Source organism: Nocardioides sp. CCNWLW239 (assembly GCF_037137035.1).
Classification (GTDB): Bacteria; Actinomycetota; Actinomycetes; order Propionibacteriales; family Nocardioidaceae; genus Nocardioides.
Genome location: NZ_JBBBNW010000005.1, coordinates 205,191 through 226,714, shown reverse-complemented (window position 1 = coordinate 226,714; position 21,524 = coordinate 205,191). Strand labels below are relative to the sequence as shown.

19 protein-coding genes are annotated in these 21,524 nt (G+C 68.8%); 10 read left to right on the top strand and 9 right to left on the bottom strand.

Annotated features, from left to right (window positions below; all coding sequences use genetic code 11):
* Position 1 precedes the first annotated feature (1 nt).
* Both WBG06_RS20150 and tuf read left to right on the top strand, forming a co-directional pair.
* Positions 2-2,266, top strand: coding sequence for an FdhF/YdeP family oxidoreductase (locus WBG06_RS20150; protein WP_336738745.1), 2,265 nt, complete (start codon positions 2-4; stop codon positions 2,264-2,266).
* A 280-nt stretch (positions 2,267-2,546) separates the two neighbouring features.
* A complete protein-coding gene (tuf, locus tag WBG06_RS20145) occupies positions 2,547-3,734 on the top strand; it encodes an elongation factor Tu (RefSeq protein ID WP_336738744.1) in 1,188 nt (395 codons plus the stop codon).
* A 43-nt stretch (positions 3,735-3,777) separates the two neighbouring features.
* Here tuf and WBG06_RS20140 read toward each other — a convergent pair whose 3' ends face one another.
* The gene (locus tag WBG06_RS20140) at positions 3,778-4,230 is read right to left on the bottom strand and encodes a PaaI family thioesterase (RefSeq protein ID WP_336738868.1); all 453 of its coding nucleotides are present in this window, start codon (positions 4,228-4,230) and stop codon (positions 3,778-3,780) included.
* Between the two features lie 25 nt (positions 4,231-4,255).
* A complete protein-coding gene (locus WBG06_RS20135) occupies positions 4,256-5,203 on the bottom strand; it encodes an NAD-dependent epimerase/dehydratase family protein (RefSeq protein WP_336738743.1) in 948 nt (315 codons plus the stop codon).
* Between the two features lie 81 nt (positions 5,204-5,284).
* Here WBG06_RS20135 and WBG06_RS20130 point away from each other — a divergent pair, with 81 nt between their 5' ends.
* The gene (locus WBG06_RS20130) at positions 5,285-6,181 is read left to right on the top strand and encodes an RNA polymerase sigma-70 factor (protein WP_336738742.1); all 897 of its coding nucleotides are present in this window, start codon (positions 5,285-5,287) and stop codon (positions 6,179-6,181) included.
* 13 nt (positions 6,182-6,194) lie between these two features.
* Here WBG06_RS20130 and WBG06_RS20125 read toward each other — a convergent pair whose 3' ends face one another.
* From WBG06_RS20125 to WBG06_RS20115, 3 genes are all read right to left on the bottom strand, one after another.
* A complete protein-coding gene (locus tag WBG06_RS20125) occupies positions 6,195-7,544 on the bottom strand; it encodes an acetamidase/formamidase family protein (protein WP_336738741.1) in 1,350 nt (449 codons plus the stop codon).
* 87 nt (positions 7,545-7,631) lie between these two features.
* Positions 7,632-8,042 (bottom strand): hypothetical protein, encoded by a 411-nt coding sequence (locus WBG06_RS20120; RefSeq protein WP_336738740.1) that lies wholly within the window; start codon positions 8,040-8,042, stop codon positions 7,632-7,634.
* Positions 8,042-10,105, bottom strand: coding sequence for a DNA gyrase/topoisomerase IV subunit B (locus tag WBG06_RS20115; protein WP_336738867.1), 2,064 nt, complete (start codon positions 10,103-10,105; stop codon positions 8,042-8,044). Before WBG06_RS20115 ends, WBG06_RS20120 begins: the two co-directional genes overlap by 1 nt.
* A 393-nt stretch (positions 10,106-10,498) precedes the next feature.
* On the opposite strand from WBG06_RS20115, the gene WBG06_RS20110 reads away from it, so the two are divergent.
* Positions 10,499-10,705, top strand: a complete 207-nt coding sequence (locus tag WBG06_RS20110; protein WP_040756289.1) for a DUF7455 domain-containing protein — start codon at positions 10,499-10,501, stop codon at positions 10,703-10,705.
* Between the two features lie 87 nt (positions 10,706-10,792).
* Positions 10,793-11,281: a DUF456 domain-containing protein gene (locus tag WBG06_RS20105; protein ID WP_336738739.1), complete on the top strand. Its 489-nt coding sequence runs from the start codon at positions 10,793-10,795 to the stop codon at positions 11,279-11,281.
* A gap of 55 nt (positions 11,282-11,336) precedes the next feature.
* Here the strand turns inward: WBG06_RS20105 and WBG06_RS20100 are convergent, their stop codons facing one another.
* From WBG06_RS20100 to WBG06_RS20090, 3 genes are all read right to left on the bottom strand, one after another.
* Complete coding sequence (locus WBG06_RS20100) at positions 11,337-13,304, bottom strand: peptidoglycan recognition family protein (RefSeq protein WP_336738738.1); 1,968 nt, start codon at positions 13,302-13,304, stop codon at positions 11,337-11,339.
* Between the two features lie 133 nt (positions 13,305-13,437).
* Positions 13,438-15,006 carry an RNA polymerase sigma factor gene (locus WBG06_RS20095; protein WP_442945481.1) on the bottom strand — a complete coding sequence of 523 codons (1,569 nt, stop codon included), beginning with the start codon at positions 15,004-15,006 and terminating at the stop codon, positions 13,438-13,440.
* Between the two features lie 145 nt (positions 15,007-15,151).
* Positions 15,152-15,730: an HhH-GPD-type base excision DNA repair protein gene (locus tag WBG06_RS20090; protein WP_336738736.1), complete on the bottom strand. Its 579-nt coding sequence runs from the start codon at positions 15,728-15,730 to the stop codon at positions 15,152-15,154.
* Between the two features lie 120 nt (positions 15,731-15,850).
* On the opposite strand from WBG06_RS20090, the gene WBG06_RS20085 reads away from it, so the two are divergent.
* Positions 15,851-17,071, top strand: a complete 1,221-nt coding sequence (locus tag WBG06_RS20085; RefSeq protein ID WP_336738735.1) for a glycosyltransferase — start codon at positions 15,851-15,853, stop codon at positions 17,069-17,071.
* Between the two features lie 69 nt (positions 17,072-17,140).
* Entirely contained in the window at positions 17,141-17,605 is a 465-nt protein-coding gene (locus WBG06_RS20080; protein WP_336738734.1) for a hypothetical protein, read from the top strand.
* Positions 17,606-17,610: 5 nt separating this feature from the next.
* On the opposite strand, the gene WBG06_RS20075 is transcribed toward WBG06_RS20080, so the two are convergent.
* Positions 17,611-18,537: a DUF4192 domain-containing protein gene (locus tag WBG06_RS20075; RefSeq protein ID WP_336738733.1), complete on the bottom strand. Its 927-nt coding sequence runs from the start codon at positions 18,535-18,537 to the stop codon at positions 17,611-17,613.
* Positions 18,538-18,681: 144 nt separating this feature from the next.
* Here WBG06_RS20075 and WBG06_RS20070 point away from each other — a divergent pair, with 144 nt between their 5' ends.
* From WBG06_RS20070 to WBG06_RS20060, 3 genes are all read left to right on the top strand, one after another.
* Complete coding sequence (locus WBG06_RS20070) at positions 18,682-19,992, top strand: DNA polymerase IV (RefSeq protein WP_336738732.1); 1,311 nt, start codon at positions 18,682-18,684, stop codon at positions 19,990-19,992.
* A 171-nt stretch (positions 19,993-20,163) separates the two neighbouring features.
* A complete protein-coding gene (locus tag WBG06_RS20065) occupies positions 20,164-21,144 on the top strand; it encodes a hypothetical protein (RefSeq protein WP_336738731.1) in 981 nt (326 codons plus the stop codon).
* Complete coding sequence (locus WBG06_RS20060) at positions 21,141-21,515, top strand: GntR family transcriptional regulator (protein WP_336738730.1); 375 nt, start codon at positions 21,141-21,143, stop codon at positions 21,513-21,515. The genes WBG06_RS20065 and WBG06_RS20060 overlap by 4 nt, the downstream gene beginning before the upstream one ends.
* The last annotated feature ends 9 nt before the right edge of the window (positions 21,516-21,524 follow it).

Genomic DNA, 21,524 nt, shown 5'->3' with positions numbered 1-21,524 from the left:
GGTGAGCAACGAAACCCCCGCCGACCTGCCCGAGCCCACCCTCCGCGTCCGCGAGCCGGAGACGGCTGCGGTCGGGATCCCCGGGGTGCTCCACTCGATGGAGTACGCACTGCGCGAGATGGGCCCCAAGCGCAGCCTGCAGACGCTCCTCAAGGTCAACCAGGTCGGCGGCTTCGACTGCCCCTCGTGCGCCTGGCCGGACCCCGACCACCGCAAGCCGGCGGAGTTCTGCGAGAACGGCGCCAAGGCAGTGGCCTGGGAGGCCACCCGCAAACGGGTCGACCGCGACTTCTTCGCGGCCCACTCGATCGCCTCGCTCGACGAGCGTGACGACCACTGGCTGGAGGCGCAGGGCCGGCTGACCGAGCCGATGTACGTCGGCCCCGGCGAGACCCACTACTCCCCCATCTCCTGGTCCGACGCGATCGCGCTGATCGCCGATCGCCTGCGCGCGACCGACGCCGACCGTTCGGTCTTCTACACCTCCGGCCGCGCCTCCAACGAGGCCGCCTTCGCCTACCAGCTGCTCGCCCGCCAGCTCGGGACCAACAACCTGCCCGACTGCTCCAACATGTGCCACGAGTCCAGCGGCACCGCGCTCGGCGAGGTGATCGGCATCGGCAAGGGCACCGTGACCTACGACGACCTCGCTGAGCACTCCGACCTGATCTTCGTGGTCGGCCAGAACCCCGGCACCAACCACCCCCGGATGCTCACCGCGCTCGAGTCCGCCAAGGAGAACGGCGCGAAGGTGGTCTCGGTCAACCCGCTGCGCGAGGCCGGGCTCGGACGGTTCCGCAACCCCCAGACCGTACGCGGCGTCACCGGGGCCGGCACCAAGCTCGCCGACCTGCACGTGCCCGTTCAGGTCAACGGCGACCTCGCCCTGTTCGCCGGGATCAACAAGATCCTCGTCGAGCGCGACGCCGTCGACCACGCGTTCCTGGAGCAGCACACCGACGGGTTCGAGGTCGCCGCGCAGGCGTGGGCAGCGATGGAATGGGACGACATCACCAGGCTCAGCGGCATCTCGCGCGAGGAGATCGAGTCGCTGGCCGACCTGGTCGAGACGCGCGAGCGCATCATCGTGTGCTGGGCGATGGGCCTGACCCAGCACAAGAACTCGGTCGCCACGATCCGCGAGATCGCCTCGTTCCTGCTGCTGCGCGGCAACATCGGCAAGCCCGGGGCGGGCGCGTGCCCGGTCCGTGGTCACTCCAACGTGCAGGGTGACCGCACCATGGGCATCTGGGAGAAGCCGCCGGCGTGGTTCCTCGACGCCGTCGGTGCCGAGTTCGGCATCACGCCGCCGCGCGAGGAGGGCTTCGACGTGGTCGCCGCGATCGAGGCGATGCGCGACGGTGGTGTCGATGTCTTCGTCGCCCTGGGCGGCAACTTCGCCGCAGCCACACCGGACACCGCCGTCACCACCGCGGCGCTGGCCGACGTCGGTCTCACCGTCCAGATCTCGACCAAGCTCAACCGCAGCCATCTCCACCACGGCCGCGAGGGCCTGATCCTGCCCTGCCTGGGCCGCACCGAGCGCGACGAGACCGGTGGCCGCGAGCAGTACGTCACCGTCGAGGACTCGATGGGCATGGTCCACGCCTCCTACGGCCGGCTGCTCCCCGGTTCGAAGGAGCTGCGCAGCGAGATCGGCATCATCTGCGCCATCGGCGAGGCTCTGTTCGGCTCGGATCAAGGCGTCGACTGGGCCACGATGGGTCAGGACTACTCCCAGATCCGTCGGCACATCTCCGCGGTGGTCCCGGGTTTCGAGGACTTCGAGACCCGCCTGAAGGCGCCCGGCGGGTTCGCACTGCCCAACGGTCCCCGCGACTCGCGCACCTTCAACACCGCGACCGGCCGCGCCCGGGTCACCGCCAACCCGCTGACCGCGATCTCCGCTCCCCCGGGCCACCTGCTGCTGCAGACGCTCCGCTCCCACGACCAGTTCAACACGACCGTCTACGGCTACAACGACCGCTACCGCGGCATCAAGGGCGGCCGTCACGTCGTCTTCGTCAACCCCGACGACCTCCGCGACCTCGGCATCGGCGACGGCGCCACCGTCGACATCGTCTCGGTCTGGACCGACGGCGAGCGGCGTGCTGAGGGCTTCCGCGTCGTCTCCTACGGCACCCCTCGCGGCTCCGCCGCGGCCTACTTCCCGGAGACGAACGTCCTGATCCCGCTCGACTCCTACGCCGACGGCAGCCGCACCCCGACCTCGAAGTCGGTCGTGGTGCGTCTGGAGGCGCGCTAGCCGGGAATTACATTGCGGGTGTCTGTGTTGGCACCTAACGTGATGCGCATGTTCCGCGTGGTTTCCGAGTTCGACCTGTCAGGCAAGGGCCTGACGGGCGCTCCCACGTGGGCTCCGTCAGTCGATTGCACCGGCGCCGAAAGCTGACCCTCCTCCTGTCTCACAGGACCCGCGGAGGAGGGTGGCCCGCACCGGCCCCCTCATCGCGGTGACAGCGCTGTGAGGGCTTGCCGGAGGGTCCTGGCTCACCCCGAAATCTTCTGACACACAAGGAACTCTCATGGCCAAGAGCCAGTTCGTGCGGACCAAGCCGCACCTCAACATCGGGACGATGGGTCACGTCGACCACGGCAAGACCACCCTGACCGCCGCGATCACCAAGGTGCTCGCTGAGCGCGACCCCGACGTGAACCGCTTCATCGCCTTCGACGGCATCGACCGTGCCCCGGAGGAGCTGCAGCGCGGGATCACGATCAACATCTCGCACGTCGAGTACGAGACCGCCACCCGGCACTACGCGCACGTCGACATGCCCGGGCACGCCGACTACGTGAAGAACATGATCACCGGCGCCGCCCAGGTGGACGCCGCCATCCTGGTCGTCTCCGCTCAGGACGGTGCCATGCCGCAGACGCGCGAGCACGTGCTGCTCGCGCGCCGGGTGGGCGTGCCGTACCTGGTGGTGGCGCTCAACAAGGCCGACACCGTCGACGACCCGGAGCTGCTCGACCTGGTCGAGCTGGAGGTCCGCGACCTCCTCTCCGAGTACGGGTTCCCCGGCGACGACGTGCCCGTGGTCCGGGTGTCCGGGCTGAAGGCGCTCGAGGGTGACCCGGAGTGGATCGCCGCGATCGGTGACCTGCTGGACGCGATCGACGACTACGTGCCGGTTCCCGAGCGTGAGCTCGGCGAGCCGTTCCTGATGCCGATCGAGAACGTCGTGACCATCACCGGCCGCGGCACGGTCGTCACCGGTGCCGTCGAGCGCGGCTCGCTGAAGGTCGGCGACGCGGTCGAGGTCGTGGGCCTCGGCGAGACGGTCACCAGCACCGCGATCGGTCTGGAGACGTTCGGCAAGTCGCTGGAGTCCGCCGAGGCGGGCGACAACGCCGCGGTGCTGCTGCGCGGCATCAAGCGCGACGAGGTGCGTCGCGGCCAGGTGGTGGCACTGCCCGGCAGCGTACGTCCGCACCGGAGGTTCCGGGCGAACCTGCACGCGCTGACCACGGCCGAGGGCGGGCGGCACACGCCGTTCGCCGCGGACTACCGGCCGCAGTTCTACTTCCGGACCACGGACGTGCCCGGCGGGATCGACCTGGGTGACATCGCCCTGGTCATGCCCGGCGACACGATCGAGCTCGGGGTGGAGCTGGAGAAGCCGATCGCCATGGAGGTCGGCCTCGGCTTCGCGGTCCGCGAGGGCGGTCGCACCGTGGCCGCCGGCACCGTGACCGAGCTGCTCGACTGAGGTGACGAGGAACGGCCCCCAACCTGGTTGGGGGCCGTTTCTGCTAGCTGCGTGGCCGCCAGCGCTTCCAGAGCGCCTCACCCTCGGCGCGGACCTTTCCGCCCCACTCCAGGCGCACCAGCGAGGTGATCTGGTCCTCGCTGGCATCGGCGGCCGTGGCGATGAGCGTGACCGGCTCCTTGAGCGGCGCCGGCCGCCGGTAGCGTACGTCGATCCCGGCCGTCACGTAGGCCAGCGACTCCCCCTCGGCGGGCATCCAGCCGTTGAGGAACGCCTCCTGGTGCACCGCGGCGGCGCTGTGGCAGTCGAGCAGGGTCGCGATGACGCCACCGTTGAGGAACCCGCCGCCGTTGTCGTGCTGCGGCCACGGCTGGAAGGTCGCGGTCACGCTCCCGTCCAGCTGTGGGTAGCTCTTCAGCTGGAGCCCCTGCGCGTTGGCCGGCCCGCACCCGAAGCAGGTCATCGTCGGCCACCACTCGTCCTGCAACGCGATCATCTTCACCGCGCCACCATAACCACGATCAGCCGATCCCGGTCCGGAAGCCCTCGCGCCAAGTCGGGTAGGACGGGGTCCAGCCGAGCTCCCGCTTCGCCTTGGCGTTGGACGACCCTCGCACGGAGGTCATCAGGGCGACCCCGAACTCGCCGATCAGCGGCCGGGCGAGCCAGGCCGGGAGCCGCATCGGGTTCCGCCCGCCGACCTGCTCGGCCAGGAACGGCATCCACTGGTTCACCGGCGCCGGCTCATCGTCGACGATGTTGTAGATGCCCGGCGCGCCCCGGTCGATGGCCGCGACGGTCGCGGAGGCCACGTCGTCGATGTGGACGAACGACCACACCCCCGTACCGCCGCCGACCACCGGCATCTTGCCCTTGCGCAGCAGCTCACCGATGGCGCCGTCACGGGACGCAGCGTTGCCCGGGCCGTAGAAGTTGCCGTAGCGCAGCACCAGTCCCTCGACGTCGGATGCCGACGTCACGGCGTCCTCGAGGTGACGGATCGCCGCCAGGGTGCCCCGCGCCTCCTTGCCGGGGTCCTCGATGAGCGATGAGGTCTCATCCTTGACCCAGTCGCCGATGCGCTCAAGGGTCCAGCCCCCGCCGAAGCTCTGTGCCACGAACCGCCGCACGCCGGCCGCCCGAGCCGCCGCGAGCAGGTGGTCGGTGCCCTCGGTGCGCAGCCGGTTGGTCATCGCGAAGTCCTGGTCCCACTTCTTCAGGTTCCCGCTGAGGCTGCCCAGCGCGGTGAGCTGGTGCACGATCACCTCGGGCGAAGCCTTGGTGACGGCGTCGGTGACGCTCTGCGGGTTCAGCGGATCCATCACGACCCCGGTCGCGCCCAGGCCGGCCAAGGTCTCGCACCCCGCGTCGTGGCGGGTCGAGCCGTACACCTCGTGTCCGGCGGCCACCAGCAGCGGCACCATCCTGATGCCGACCGCGCCGGTTCCGCCTGCGATGAAGATGCGCATTTCCTGTTCCTTTCGTCGTTGTCGACCCGACCGACGAAACGACCTGCGCTCGTGTGACAGCTGGCGTAAGGTCCTGCACTCGTGGACCTCGCAAGCGCTCATGACGGGCTCCGCCCGCTGATGTTCTCGATCGCCTACCGGATGCTCGGCAGCGTCGCCGAGGCGGAGGACATCGTGCAGGAGGCGTTCCTGCGGATGCACCGCAGCACCGAGGAGGTCGACAACCTCGACGCGTACGCCACGACCGTCACCACCCGGATCGCCATCGACACCCTCCGCTCGGCCCGCCATCGGCGCGAGCAGTACGTCGGCCCCTGGCTGCCCGAGCCGATCCTGGTCTCCGACGAGGACCCGAGCCACCGCCTCGAGCTGGACGAGACCGTCAGCACCGCGTTCCTGGTCCTGCTGGAGTCGCTCACGCCGGTCGAGCGTGCGGTGTTCGTGCTGCGCGAGGTGATGGGCTACGACTACGAGGACATCGCCCCGGTCGTCGACAAGAGCGCGACCAACTGCCGCCAGATCTTCACCCGCGCCCGCAAGCGGATCGCCGACGGCACCCCACGCTTCGAGCCCTCACCCGAGCGCCGCGATCAGCTCGCCTCCAGGTTCGTCGCCGCGCTCTCCGCGAGCGACGTCACCGGGCTGGAGCGGCTGCTCGCCGACGACGTCGTCTTCGTCGCCGACGGCGGCGGCCGGGCTCCCGCCATCCAGAAGCCGATGCACGGCGCCGTCGCCGTCGCCCGCTTCCTGCTCGGGCTCATGCGTCAGGGCGAGCGTCTCGGCGTACGCTTGGAGCTCTCCCACGCCAACGGCCAGCCGGCGATGCTCACCCGCGGCGCCGACGGCGCCCTGCTCGGCGTCATCGCGCTCGACGTCGAGGGCGACCGGATCGTCCGGATGCACAACGTCCTCAACCCCGAGAAGCTCGGCCACCTGGGCGAGGTCGGCGATCTCTTCGCGCTGCTGGCGGAGCGCTGACCGACGCCTCGGATCAGGCGAGGTCGGCCTTGCTGATGATCCCGTGCACCCCGACCGTGCGGTCGACGACCTGCGAGACCACGAAGTCCGAGGCGGCGGAGAGGTAGGCGTACGCGATCGCCCGGTCCAGACCCATGTCGTGCTCGAGGAAGTCGAGGGCGTTGACGACCGCTCGCCTCATCGCGACATCGAGATCGCTTCCCTGGCCGCCGACCGACCCGTCAGGGTCGGAGAGGCCGATCGGGATGTAGGCGCCGTCCGTCTCGGCGAACGGGTAGTCGTACGCCACCGATGGAGCCTCACCCGATCCGGGCTTGCACACGGTCAGTCGGAACGTGCCTCGCAGCGAGCCCTCCAGCGCCGTGAGCGCGACCTCTCCGTTGCCCATGGCCATGTGCGGGTCGCCGACATAGAACAGCGCTCCCTCGGCCTTGACCGGGAGGTAGAACGTCGAGCCCACGCCGAGCAGGTTGATGTCGATGTTGCCGCCGCCGAGTGTCGGCGGGATCGAGTTCGCCTCCGGAGCGGTCAGCTCGGTGGTCTCGGCATAGGCGACGCCCATCGTTCCGAAGAAGGTGTTCACCGGGAAGCTCACCCGGGATCTCCCGGCGCCCATCTTCACCTTGTCGCCCTGGAGCTCGGCGAAGACCGACACGTTTCCGTACGCGGTGGGCTGCCCGGTCGCGCGCCCGTCGGTCGCCACCGCTGGCATCACCTCGTCCAGCGTGATCCCCGCGGGCGCCGCTCCGTCCCTGGTGAGCGCGAGCGCGCCCTTGCCGTGACGGGAGGAGACGATTCCGTACGGCACCCGCGGGGTCGCCTCGAGCGTCTCGATCTTGAGCACGTCGCCGGGCTCGGCGCCCTCGACGAAGACCGGCCCGGTGATCACATGAGGCCCGTCGACGTCGAAGTTGCGTCGGGTGCGGTCATAGGAGGCGGCCACCTCGACCGCGTCGCGGAGCACGTCCTTGCTGCGTACACCGTGCGCGCCGAACCACGCGACCGGGTCGCGGCCCTGATCCTCGAGGATGCCCTCGTGGGAAATGGAGTCGATCGTCACCGTACGCCCGGACCGCACCCGCGCCACGGCCGTGGCGTGCACCGACGGGACGTAGCCCCACAGCACGTCGTCCGTCTCCGACGGCACGTAGACGTCGCCGGCGATCCGGCCCTCGCCCGGCTGCAGGATGCCGCGGAAACGTCCTGGCTTCCTCGGGGCCGCGGAACCGTGGGCGTGAGCCGCACCTGAGGCACCGACCGATGCCGCACCGGCACCGGCGACACCCAGTGCCGCCTGCACCAGCCTTCGTCGACCCAGACCCGCGGTCAGGTGCTCGGCAGCTCTGCGTCCGTCATGCGTCATCGTCGTCTCCTCGACCTCGGCTACAGCGAGCCTGACGCTAAGGAAGCCGCATTTCGGACCTGTGACAGCCGCGGGTCAGCGGCGTATCTACTGCTCCAGGAAGGTGCGCAGCGACTGGTCGACCAGTGGACGACCGAGGTCGCCCGAGGTCAGCGCCTCGCCGAGCGCACCGACCGAGTCGAGGCGACTGACGAGGTCGACCAGCTCGCCGACCTCCTCGCCCATCTCGGCCGGCGTGGTCGAGGCGACCGGACGGTCCAGGAGAAGCGGGCAGTCGACCGGGCCGCCCTCGGGCTCCGGGTGGCCGAGGGCGGCGACCCAGCAGCCGATCTCGAAGCGCAGCGGCGCGGACGGGCCGGCGCCCTGGGCGCGCAGGTCGATGTACCAGACGATGTCGTCGCTCTTGGGGTCACCGAGCCGGTGGTGGCCCTTGCGCAGCGGCATGCCGCCGGACTTGAACGCCTTTGTCGCGGCTACCCGGGCTGCCTTCTGGTCCATCAGAAGTCCAGATCGTCTTCGGAGAGCTGACCGCCCCCGGCGACGATGAACTCCTTGCGCGGAGCCACCTCTGAGCCCATCAGCAGGTCGAAGACCGCCGCGGCCGCGTCGGCGTCGTCCAGCGTCAGCCGGCGAAGGGTCCGGTGGCGGGGGTCCATCGTGGTCTCGGCCAGCTGGTCGGCGTCCATCTCACCCAGACCCTTGTAGCGCTGCACCGGGTCCTTCCAGGAGACGTTCTTCTTCTTCAGCTCGGCCAGCCTGCGCTGCAGCTCCGGGTCGGAGTAGGTGTAGATGTATTTCTCCATCCCCTTCTTCGGGTTGGAGATCTCGATCCGGTGCAGCGGCGGGACCGCGGTGTAGACCTTGCCGGCGGCGATCAGCTCGGGCATGTACTTGAAGAACAGGGTCGCCAACAGCGTACGGATGTGGGCGCCGTCGGAGTCGGCGTCGGCCATGAAGATGATCTTGCCGTAGCGGGCGGCATCGAGGTCGAAGCTGCGGCCGGTGCCGGTGCCGACGACCTGGATGATCGAGGAGCACTCGGCGTTCTTCAGCATGTCGCCGACCGAGGCCTTCTGGACGTTGAGGATCTTGCCGCGGATCGGCAGCAGCGCCTGGAACTCCGAATTGCGGGCCACCTTGGCGGTGCCGAGCGCGGAGTCACCCTCGACGATGAAGAGCTCGGCGCGGTCGTCGGTGGTGCGGCAGTCGGCGAGCTTGGAGGGCAGCGCGGAGGACTCCAGCGCGTTCTTGCGCCGCTGGTTCTCCTTCTGCTGGCGCAGCGAGAGACGGGTCTTGGAGGCGGCGTAGACCTTCTCCATCACCAGCTTGGCCTGCTGCTTCTGGGCGCCACGGGACTCGGTGAGGAACGTCTTCATCTCCGCGGCGACGACCTTACGGACCACGCTGCGAGCAGCCGGGGTGCCGAGGATCTCCTTGGTCTGGCCCTCGAACTGCGGCTCGGCCAGGCGCACCGTCACCACGGCGGTCAGCCCCTCGAGGACGTCCTCCTTGACGATGTCCTTGTCGTTGACCTTGAGCACCTTGGCCGCGCGCATGGCGTCGTTGAAGGTCTTGGTCAGCGCGTTCTCGAAACCACTGACGTGGGTGCCGCCCTTCGGGGTGGCGATCACGTTCACGAACGAGCGGATCTCGGTGTCGTAGCCGCTCCCCCACCGCACCGCGATGTCGACGCCGAGCTCGCGCTCGACGTCCTGCGGGGTCATGTGGCCGGCGTCGTCGAGCATCGGCACGGTCTCGGTGAAGGTGTCCGACCCCTGCAGACGCAGCACGCCGCTGACCGGCTCGTCCTTGGCCAGGAAGTCGACGAACTCGGCGATGCCGCCGTCGTGGCGGAACTTCTCCTCGATCTTGTCGGCCCCCGACTGGTCGCGGATGACCAGCTCGAGGCCAGGGACGATGAAGCTCGTCTGCCGAGCGCGACCGAGCAGACCCTCGAGCTCGAAGCGGGCGTCCTTGGTGAAGATCTGCTTGTCCGGCCAGAACCTGATCCGGGTGCCGGTCTTGCCCTTGGCGACCCGCTTGCCCTTGCGGGTCAGGCCGCTCTGCGGGGTGAAGCCCGCCGTCGGCCCGTCTCCGTCGAAGACACCGGGTACGCCGCGGCGGAACGACATCCCCTGCTGGGCCGGCGAGCGGTCCACGTCGATGTCCATCCGGCTGGAGAGCGCGTTGACGACCGAGAGGCCGACACCGTGCAGACCGCCGGTCGCGTTGTAGGAACCGCCGCCGAACTTTCCGCCGGCGTGCAGCTTGGTCGCGACCACCTCGACGCCCGGGAGCCCGGTGCGGGGCTCCTTGTCGGTCGGGATGCCGCGGCCGTCGTCGTAGACCTCCACCGAGCCGTCGGGGTGCATCGCCACCTCGACGTGGCCCGCGAATCCGGCCAGCGCCTCGTCGACGCCGTTGTCGATGATCTCCCACAGGCAGTGCATGAGACCACGGGTATCGGTCGAGCCGATGTACATGCCGGGACGCTTGCGCACCGCCTCCAGGCCCTCGAGGACGAGGAGGTGCGCGGCGTTGTAGGTGTTGTCAGAGATGATCGGCTCCTGGCTGTACTGCGCTGCTGCGTTGTTGCTCGCGGGGGTGGGTCCTGCTCAGATGAAATCTACCGTGCGACACGCCCGGCCCTCACGCAGGCACGCGGCAACCGGTCGAGGCACCGAGGGGCGGCACACGTACGTCGTGATCGGTCCGTTACGCGGAACTTGCGGGTTTCGATGCACGAAATGGTCAGTCGACAGGTAAGAATGTCCTCACGGACAGCGATGTCCCGCGGGGTAGGTCCGACCCGGATCCCCGACTTGGAGCGACAACTGCAAGGATTGAGGTGCGGCGGAGGTAAGGGTTCGCGAAGAGACGCTAGCGATCTAGGGAATCTTCCACGGCTCACGTACGTTATCCCGGCGCAATCATGATTCAGAAATGAGGCCGATGTGACCACTGCCGTTGCCACCAGCTCGCCGCTCACGTCCGAGGACCGTTGCGACCGGTGCGGAGCGCAGGCCTACGTACGCGCGGAGCTCCACTCCGGCGGCGAACTGCTGTTCTGCGCCCACCACGCCCGCGAGCACGGTGAGAAGCTCAAGGAGATCGCCAGCTCGATCACCGACGAGACGCACAAGCTCACCGAGAAGAACTGACCCCACCCACCGACTCCCCGGAGGCCCGGACCACGACGGTCCGGGCCTCCGGCGTTTTCTCCGGACCACGGGGCTAGGGTTCGCTCCGTGAGTCTCGTCGAAGTTCTCGTCGCGCTGGTCATCGCCTTCGGCATCGCCGGCATCATCGTCCCCATCCTTCCCGGCGGGGCGCTTCTCGTCGCCGCCGCGATCCTCGGCTGGGCCATCTGGCTCGGAGAGTCCACCGGATGGGTGGTCTTCGGCATCTCCGCGGCATTCATCGCCGTCGGCCTGATCACCAAGTACGCCATCCCCGGCAAGCGTCTCAAGGACTCCGGGATGCCGCTGTCGACCCAGATCGTCGGCGCGATCCTCGCCATCGTCGGCTTCTTCGTGATCCCCGTCGTCGGGCTCTTCGTCGGCTTCCCGGTCGGCGTCTTCCTGGCCGAGCTGCGCCGCCACGGTGGCGACGCCACGAGCGCCTGGGCCTCCACCTGGACCGCGCTGAAGGCCATGGGCCTGTTTATCGTGATCGACGCCACCGCTGCCACCCTCGCCACCATCGTCTGGGTCGTCGGGCTGTTCCTCACCCCGTAAGCCGGGTGCGGGGATACCCGGTGATCCAGGTATCCCCGCGGTGGCACACGTGAGATCAGCTGTCGGCGAGCACCACGTCGTCGGCCATGACGTACGCGATCCGGTGGTTGAACCAGATCTGGTAGTAGGTGGTGTCACCGCTGATCACGATGCAGTCAGGCACCCCGTTGACGGCGGCGCAGTTGAAGTTGTTCGCCTTGTAGTAGTCGGTCGGCACCGTCTCGTCGGCCACCACGTAGTGCTGACCTGCAGGGATGGTGTATTGCAGCGGCGCGATCGTCCGCGGTGTCACGCCGGCCGGATAGTCGCTGGGCTTGGTGGGATAGGCGGTCCCGTAGATCTTGGCGGTGACGCCGGGCTTCGGGGTGATCACCTTGCCGTCGGAGGGCAGGAGCACCTCGTCCGGGTTCTGGATCCAGCCCTGCTTGCCGCCGAACCAGATCCCCCACCAATCGTCACGGGTGCGGTCGTTGACGACGACCTTCTGCCCGGCGGCCAGGCGCGGGCCCCAGTTGGAGACCCGTGCCGAGCCGCCGACAACGGTGTCCGCCAGCAGCGGCGCATCGGTGGACGGCGCGGAGTAGACGTTGACGAAGTTGGTCCCGCGGTCGCTCGGGCAGGGCACGCCGGTCCCGGTGCAGCCGGTCATCACGTTGCCCGTGTTGGTCTGGAAGTCAGGCTTGACCGTCCAGATCGCGCTGCGCGAGCGGCGGTCGGGCTTGATGGGCGAGTCCAGCAGCTCGAAGTAGTGGTTCCAGTCCCAGTAGGGGCCCGGGTCCCAGTGCATCCCGGCGACATTGGCCGGAGCGACGCCCTGGACCTGGTCGTGGCCGATGATGTGAGCACGGTCCAGCGGGACGTCGTACTTCTCGGCCAGGTAGCCGACGAGCGTCGCCGAGGTCTGGTACATCGCCTCGGTGTACCACGCCCCGTTGGCGGCGTAGCCCTCGTGCTCCAGCCCGATCGAGTGGCTGTTGACGTACCAGTTCCCGGCGTGCCAACCGACGTTCTTGCCCGGGATGTGGTGGGCGACGTGCCCGTCGACCGAGCGCAGCGTGTAGTGCCACCCGAGGTACGTCGGGTCCTGGACCAGCCGCACCGTGCCGTTGTAGGAGGTCTCGGTGTCATGGATGACGATGTAGTCGACCGAGCCCTCCTGAGGCCGGTTGCCGAGGTCGTGGTTGCCGTAGGCACCGATCGAGGAGCCGGTCTTCGCGTAGGGCGCCGGCAGCGACTCGCAGCCGAGGACGGCCGGGCACTCGGCCGCCTCCGCGGTGTCGGCCTCGGCGAGGTCGAGGCGCTCGACCGCCTCCTCGCTCGCCGCGACCGGCTTCGCCGCCAGGGCGACCTCGTGCCCGTCGTTGGTCGTACGCGACTCCCCCGCGCTCAGCGTCGCGAACACCTGGCGGGCGAACTTGAGCGCGGTCGCCTCGTCAGCGGCTCCGCTGTAGCGACCGACCGCGGCGCTCCAGTCGGCCAGCGTCTCGGCTCCGCCCGCGGCCTCCTGGTAGTCGGCCAGCACCGCGGCGCCGCCGCAGATGTTGGCGACCGCGTCCGCGCGCAGGGCGGAGACCGGGATCCCGGTGATGTCGTTGGCCGTACGCAGCGTCTCGACCTCACCGAGCCGGGCCGCTTCCTCGCGCTGGAGAGCGGAGCGCTCTTGGTCGGAGCCGTCGCCCTTCCCCAGCGGGTCGGGGTGGGCCTCGGTCTCCTGCGCCAGGGCCGGAAGGTCGGTCAGGTGCATCGGACCGTATCCACCCGAGGTGCTGGGCGCGTCACCGTGCGCGTCCCAACGAGACTCCATGTAGGAGACCGCGAGCAGCACCTCGGCGGGCACGCCGCTGGTCTCGGCGGCTCGCTCGAAGACCGCTTGCCGGTCCGTCGTGCCTTCCAGGCACGCATCCCAGTCGGTCCCGGACGCCGAGGCGACCGCAGTGATCGGCACTGTCACGAGCAGGCCGCCGAGCAGTGCTCCGGCTGCTGTCAGAGCCGGACGATGTGAACGTAAGAGTCGCAAACGCACGAGAAAACCTCCCGGGGAAGGACAGTTGATCCGTGCAACCTAGCCGAGCGCGCCGCGGTCGCGGGCGATTCTTCGGAAAATGGCGAACGCCCTCCCAGATGTCCGGGAAGGCGTTCGGTGTGACCAACGAGGGTCAGTCGAGATAGTCACGCAGCACTTGTGAACGCGACGGGTGTCGCAGCTTCGACATCGTCTTCGACTCGATCTGCCGGATGCGCTCGCGGGTGACCCCGTATACCTTGCCGATCTCGTCTAAAGTCTTCGGCTGACCGTCGGTCAGACCGAAGCGCATGCTCACCACGCCGGCCTCACGCTCGGAGAGCGTGTCGAGCACCGCGTGCAGCTGCTCCTGGAGCAGCGTGAAGGAGACGGCATCGGCCGGGACGATCGCCTCGGAGTCCTCGATCAGATCACCGAACTCGGAGTCACCGTCCTCACCCAGCGGGGTGTGCAGCGAGATCGGCTCACGGCCGTACTTCTGGACCTCGATGACCTTCTCGGGGGTCATGTCGAGCTCCTTGGCGAGCTCCTCCGGGGTGGGCTCACGGCCCAGGTCCTGAAGCATCTGCCGCTGGACACGGGCCAGCTTGTTGATGACCTCGACCATGTGCACCGGGATACGGATGGTGCGGGCCTGGTCAGCCATCGCGCGGGTGATCGCCTGCCGGATCCACCACGTCGCGTAGGTCGAGAACTTGTAGCCCTTGGTGTAGTCGAACTTCTCGACCGCACGGATCAGACCCAGGTTGCCCTCCTGGATCAGGTCGAGGAAGAGCATGCCGCGGCCGGTGTAGCGCTTGGCCAGCGAGACGACCAGACGGAGGTTGGCCTCGAGGAGGTGGTTCTTGGCGCGCTTGCCGTCCTCGGCGATCCACTCGAGCTCGTCGAGGTTCTTCGGAGTGATCTTGCCGCCCTTGCCGAGCTTCTCCTCCGCGAAGAGACCGGCCTCGATCCGCTTGGCGAGCTCGACCTCCATCTCGGCGTTGAGCAGCGGGACCTTGCCGATCTGCTTGAGGTAGTCCTTGACCGGGTCGGCCGTCGCGCCGGCGACCATGACGGTCTGCTCGGGCTCGTCGGTGTCGTCGGAGGTGGAGACCACGAAGCTCTGCTTCGAGGCTTCCTTCTCGTCCTCCTTGATCGTCGGGTCGGCCGCGACGTCCTTCTCGAACTGCTCGTCAGGGATGTCGGGCAGGACCTTCTTGCCGTCGGGCCCGATCGTGACGACCGTGGTCTCCTCGTCGGAGTCGGTGTCCGAGTCGTCGACATCGAGGTCGTCGACGTCGACGTCGACATCCTCGAGGACGATCTCCTCGCCGTCCTCGTCGATCTCGGTCGTCTTCTTCGGCTTGGGCTCGTCGGCCTTCTTCGCCGCCACCTTGGCCGCCGGCTTCTCGGCCTCGGCGGCGACCTTCTTGGCGGCAGCCTTCTTCGCCGGGGCCTTGGCCGTGGTGGTCTTGCGGGTCGAGGTCGTCGCCGCCGCGGCACGGCCGGTGACCGCGGTGCCGAGGTCCACCGAGATGCCGAGCGTGCTCAGGTGACCGAGCAGGGCCTTGAGGTGCCTGGGCTCGACCGCGGCATCCTCGCTGGCCTGGCGGACCTGGTCTGGAGTCACCCGGCCGGTCGGCTTGGCCTGGTCGATCAGTGCCTTCACGGCAGGGTGGGCGAGTACCTCAGCGGGTATCTTGCGCGCGTTCGAGGACACGAACACCTCTCCGTCGAACTTGGTCGAGACTTATCAAAAACTCAGTTTGGGCGCGGCAGGGCCCGGGGTCGTCAAGAGCCGCAGATTCATTCTGCCACGGTGGTGGTGAACAGTCCCCATCCGGGGCGTCGTGTTCACCATCGACTCATCCGGCCGCTTTGGCTGCGGCCTTCTTCTGTTGTTTGTAGTCACGCACCTTCTGTAACGACGCACCGTCGACGACGTCAGCCACAGAACGGTAACCATCGAGCGCGTAGTCCCCGACCGCCTCTTCCCAGCCCTCGGGCCGCACCCCCAGCTGCTTGGCGAGCAACGAGACGAAGATCTGCGCCTTCTGCTTTCCGAAACCCGGCAGCGCCTGGACCCGCTTGAGCAGGTCCTTGCCGCTGGTTGCCTCGGTCCACAGCCGGGTGACGTCGCCACCGTACTCGTTGGTGACGATGGTCGCGATCCCTTGCACCTTCGCCGACATCGAGCCGGGGAAGCGGTGGATCGCCGGCGGCGTCGAGGCGACCGCCTTGAACTCGTCGGGATCCATCTCGGCGATCTTGGCGGGATCCAGATGCCCGAGGCGGGTCACCAGCTTGTGACCTCCCTTGAACGCATCCTCCATCCGGTACTGCTGATCCAGGGCCATGCCCAGCAGCAGCGCGAACGGATCCTCGGAGAGCAGCTTGTCGGCGGCCTCGTCGCCGGTGATGTGGAGCGAAGGCATAAGGGACATCTTGCCTCATCGGACGAGCCAACACGCTGTCGAAGCCGAAGCGATCCACGCGAACGCGATACGTTTCGTGCATCCGAAACGACGGGCGTGGACCGACACGGGTCCGGAGGGGACGTCTCGATGGCGACCGTGCTGTTCTGTCCGGTGACCTTCAACCTCGCCGAGACCACCCGGATGATTCAGGTGGCTCGGGCGCTGAGTCCGGACCACCGTGCGGTGTTCATGGGCTACGAGGACGACTATGTCGACCTCATCCGTGATGCCGGATTCGACTACATCTCGCGAGCTCCCGCGTTCACGCGCCTCGAACGCGATCAGCTGATCGCGTTCGACCAGGGAAGGACACTGAAGAACCCCTACACCGAGCAGGTGGTCTCCGAACGCGTCGCCACCGAGCGGGAGCTCATCCGTGAGCAGGGCGCTGCAGCCGTCGCGACCGGATCCAACCTGACCTCGTACATCTCTGCGCGCGCCGAGGGCGTGCCGCTCTACTACCCGGTCCCCTTCGCACTGACCGAGCCGCAGGTGCGTCAGGCCCGCCATCTGTTCCTCGTGGACGGGCGTGGCCCTATGGCGCGACTCGCGGATCGTCTGGCCACGGCCGCCTTTCGCTGGATCTACACCAAGGCGCCGCTCGCGCCACGACCGTTCGCCTCCGTTGCGGTCGCGAACGGCGTACCTCCTCTCCGGACCATCTCGTCGCTCATCACCGCCGATCGCAACCTGCTGACCGAGATGCCGTGGGAGCTCGAGGGATTCACGCTGCCGGACGGCTACGAGCGAGTCGGGCCGATCTTCGCCCACATCGAGGCGCCGATACCGCCGGTCGTCGAGGAGCTGGCCGCCGCATCACGCCCGCTGGTGTATCTCGCGCTGGGGTCCTCGGCGAACCGTGACCTCGCCATCGCCGCTGCCCAGGCGCTCGGCACGCTTCCGGTGAACGTGATCGCGCCGATCTCCCACTACCTGCGTGGCGGCGAGTCTCTCCCGTCCAACGTCCACGTCACCGAGCTGCTGCCGGCGCACCGGCTGGGTGGGCTGGTCGACGCGGCTGTGCTGCACGGCGGGCAGGGCACGGTCCAGACGGCGTGCGCGAGCGGTATCCCTTTCGTCGGCATGGGGCTGCAACCCGAGCAGACCTGGCACGTGCGGCTGTGCGAGCAGCGCGGGAACGCGATCGCGGTCTCTCCGAAGCGGGTCGGATCCCCCGAGTTCGTCGCGGCCGTCCGTCGTGTCCTCACCGATCCGGGGATTCGTGCCGCGGCTGAAGAGGTGCAGCAGGCGTACGCAGGAGCCGACGGCGCCGCCGCGTCGGCCCGGATCATCGAGACGGGCCTGTGAGCTCGCGAACCCTGTGGAAAGACGGTCGCGCGAATCAGGCATCCGTTGCACGCTAGGCCCATGGCCTCCATGTCCACTCTGTCCGAGACAAGCGTCGAGGGTCTCCACGAGCCGCTCTCGCCTCTGCTCGAGAAGCGACTCAGGCGTGCCGTGCTCGACCACACCGCCACCGAGCACCGGCGCTCGTTCCTGGCGCTCGTGCATCTCGGCATCCCCGGCGGCAAGGAGGTCGCCCATGCACATCGCGAGGACGAGCCCACCGACCAGTGGCTGCGCGCCGACATCATCCACAGCATGCGGCGGCGGGTCGGCGTGCCCGACCCGATCGTGTGGCTGACCCGCGCCGCAGAAGCGGTGGACGGGCGCGAACCGGAGTTCGAGGACGTCGATCTGCGCTGGCTCGCCGCCGCCCGCCAGGCGTTCCGGGAGATCGGCGAGCCCCTGACATACGTCGTCGTGACCCGCAACGCGTGGATCGACCCCCGCTCAGGGCTGTCGCGTCGGTGGAAGCGGCTGCGCTACCGGACCGTCTAGGTCGGCTAGGCAGGGAGGCCCGGCCAGGTGAGCGCCTCCTCCCAGGCAGCAGGAGGAACCGCTCCCTCGAGCATCTGCGCGACCAGCACTCCGAGACCGTGGTGACGCTCGCTCGCGAAGCACCGATCGAGGGCGCACCAGGCGAGCGCGCCGTCACCGCCCAGCCAGGCGGCGAAGGCCAGCACGGCCGCAGGGTGGGCGACGTGGTCGTCGGGGCTGCGGCGTACGACATCGGTCCACAGGCGCACGTGGGCCTTGGCCTCCGCGCGGGTCATCCCTCCCCAGGCGGCGTCGCGTCGTTGCGGGTCGCCCAGAGCCAGCAGCAGGGAGGCGATCTGGCCCGCCGACAGCACGACGCCGGCGAGCGCGTCGTCGATCAGGCGGCCGACCTCGTAGAGCTTCATGGAGGACGCCTGGCCCAGCGCCACCTCGGTCTCGGCGACGGCAGCGGGGACCGCGGCGATGGAGGCGACCAGGTCACCGCGCGAGCGGTGCACCAGGTGTCCGTCATAGACGGCCTGGGCACGGAACGGATGCTGGTCCACGTCGAAGGGCACACCCTCGTCGGGATTGCCGTGGAATCCGAGCGGGTCGAACCAGCGGCCACCATGGACCCGCAGGCAGCCGATCAGGTCGATGTCGCATTCGGCGAGCCGCTCGGCGAGACGTCGGGCCAGCTTCGCCCCGAACCGTGGGCCACTGTCGTAGAGGACGAGCAGGACACCGCGCACCTGATGGCGGACCGCGGGCAGGAGCAGGCTGTCCAGGCAGGTCTCGACCTCGCCCGGTGGCGGTAGGTCGATCCTGCCGTGGACCTGGTGATCTCCGCCGAAGGTCAGCATGACGATCGACTTCTCGGGCTGGAACCCCAGCAGGATGGGAACGGCTGCCAGGACGTCCTCGGGACGGGTGATGGAGAGTTTCGTGGTCATGCGGACCACGCTCCCTGCGACCGCCGACAGTCTCCCGGTCAATATCCGCACCTGTGCACAACTCGTGCTCGAACATTTGTTGTGGACGGTCAACGGCGCGGATTATCGGGCGAGACTGTCCCCGCTGCCCGATAGGTTGCCACCATGAGACCGCACGCGTCGGTGATGCACCTCGACCTCGACGCGTTCTTCGCCTCGGTCGAGCAGCGCGACAAGCCGTCGCTGCGCGGCAAGCCGGTGGTCGTCGGCGGGATCAGCGGGCGCGGCGTGGTCAGCACCGCCTCCTACGAGGCCAGGACCTTCGGCGTCCGCTCGGCGATGTCGACCCGCGAGGCCCGCGCGCTGTGCGGGCACGCCGCCTTCCTCTACCCGCGTTTCCACGCCTACAAGTTGGTCAGCGAGCAGGTCTTCGGGATCCTGCGCGACCTGTCACCGCTGGTCGAGCCGCTCTCCCTCGACGAGGCCTTCGTCGACCTCGCTGCCGCGGACCTGCCCGACCTCGAGGTCGAGACGGTGACCGAGACCGCCGCCAGGATCCGCGCCGAGGTCGCCGAGGTCACCGGCGGCCTCACCGCGAGCGTCGGCCTGGCGAGCTCGAAGTTCATCGCCAAGATCGCCAGCGACCTGGACAAGCCCGACGGTCTGGTCGTGGTGGCGCCCGGCACCGAGCTCGACCTGCTCCGCCCGATGAACGTCAAGGTGATCCCCGGCGTCGGCCCGGCCACCGCCGAGCGCCTGCGTCGCGCCGGCATCCACACCGTGGCCGACCTGGAGCAGGTCAGCGTCGAGGAGCTCGTACGCCTCGTGGGCAAGTCCCACGGCACCAACCTCTACAAGCTGGCCCGGGCCCAGGACGACCGCCGCGTCGAGCCCGAGCGCGAGACCAAGTCGGTCAGCGTCGAGGGCACCTACGACACCGACCTGACCGACCGCCCGCTCATGGAGCAGATCCTCACCCGGCAAGCCATGGAGGTCGCCGCCCGCCTGAAGAAGAACGGCCTCTCCGGCCGCACCATCACGATCAAGATCAGGCTCTACGACTTCACCACCATCAACCGCTCGGCGACACTCCCGGCCCCCACCGACCAGGCCGGCACCATCGCCCGCCTGGCCAGGACCCTGCTCGGCGAGCTGTTCACCGCGGGCGAGACGGCCGGCGGCGTACGCCTTCTCGGGGTCGGCGTCTCCGGTCTGGCCGACTGGATCCAGGAAGACCTCTTCGGTGAGGACACCGACGAGGACGCCGAGCCCGAGCTTCCGCTCCCCGAGCCGGCCCGTCGGCCCACATGGGCGGCCGGGATGGACGTCGTCCACACCGAGATGGGCCGCGGCTGGGTCTGGGGCTCGGGGCGAGGCGTCGTGACCGTGCGCTTCGAGACCGCTGAGACCCCCGCCGGCCCGGTGAGGTCCTACGCCGTCGACGACCCCGCTCTGCAGCCTTACCCCGGGTCCTGAGGGCGCAGGCCCCGCTTAGCCCGCGGCCGGGCAGCGCGTGCGGTATCACGCCGAGCGACCAAGGTGTGCGATACCGCCACGCGATAGATTTGCGGAGTTGTACCGAGGCCTTGACACAATCGACTTTGTACCGAATGCTCGACACAAGTTGTCCGTTCTCAGGGAGGCCCCGTGTTTGGAATCGGACTGGTCGAGCTGGCGCTCTTCGTCGTCACGCTGGGCTTGTCAGTGACGGTGTTGATCGTGCTGGCCACCAATCGCAGCGGTATGTCGGCCGCACGAGAATGGCGATGGGTGCGCCTGAGCCGCTTGGCCGGGCTCGCGCTGGGCATCCTGATCGCTTGGATGCTCATCGATCCCTCCGCTTTCGGGGTGATCGGTGACCAGATCTACCAACACGTCGCCATCGGCTACGGATCCCACGCTGATCTGGGATCGGCGGGTGGCGTGTCGACGATGGTCGCGCCGGTGGGATTCGGCCTCGGCGTACTTCTCGGGGCGGTCGCAGGCGAGACGGTCGTCCGGCCCGCTCGGCCGACGGGGCCGCGCACGGCTTCCCTCGAGCATCGGTCCCTCGTCACCTACCTGCCCAGGAACACCTCGTACGCGGTCGGGATCGGCCTCGCGCTCCTGGGGGCCACGCTGTTGCTGACCACGCTCACCGCCTGGGAGGACACCTACCTGGGTGGACGACGGGCAATCGGTTGCACCGTCTCTGCGGTCACCCAGATCAGGACGCCCTACCCCGGGTCGTTCTACTCCGTCCCGCTGGCGATCGCCCTTGGCATCGTCCTCGTCACCGCCGCGGCAGCTGCCGTCGTCGTCGTGCGCCGTCCCCGCGGGCTCGCACCTATCGACGCCGGCGACGACATGCTGCGCGGGCGGTCCATGACCGTCATCATCGCGGCCGTCGGTGTCGCGGTCGGGGTCAGCCTGGCGGGCATCGCGGGAACCGCAGCGACCGCACTCCTCGGCCTCGACACCACCTGTGCCGGCCCGTGGATCCCCATCGCCGGCTGGGCCCTGGTGCCGGTAACGCTCTCGGGTATCGGCCTGACGGTCTGGTGCTTCGTCCTCCTGTTCGTCAACGACACTCTCACCATCGGTTCAGACGCCGCCCGACCGGTCGAACCGTCGCCGGAGCACGCATGAGGATCACCGTCGACCCGGACAGTGGAACACCGCCGTACGAGCAGATCAGGCAGCACATCGACGACCTGATCACCACCGGGTCGCTCGCCACGGGACACCGCCTTCCATCCGTGCGTCAGCTCGCCGGCGACCTCGGCCTCGCGCCCGGCACCGTCGCCCGCGCCTATCGCGAGCTCGAGCAGGGCGGCCTGGTCCAGACCCGGCGTGGCGCCGGCACCCGGGTCATCGGCAGCAATCGCCCCGCCGCCGACCCGCTGCTCGCCAAGGCGAGGACGTACGTCGCCTCTGCCCGGGCGCTCGGTTGCGACGACGCGCAGATCAAGGACGCCATCGAGCGGGCTCTCACCGACTCCTCGCGGTCGCGGGGATAGGGTCTCGTT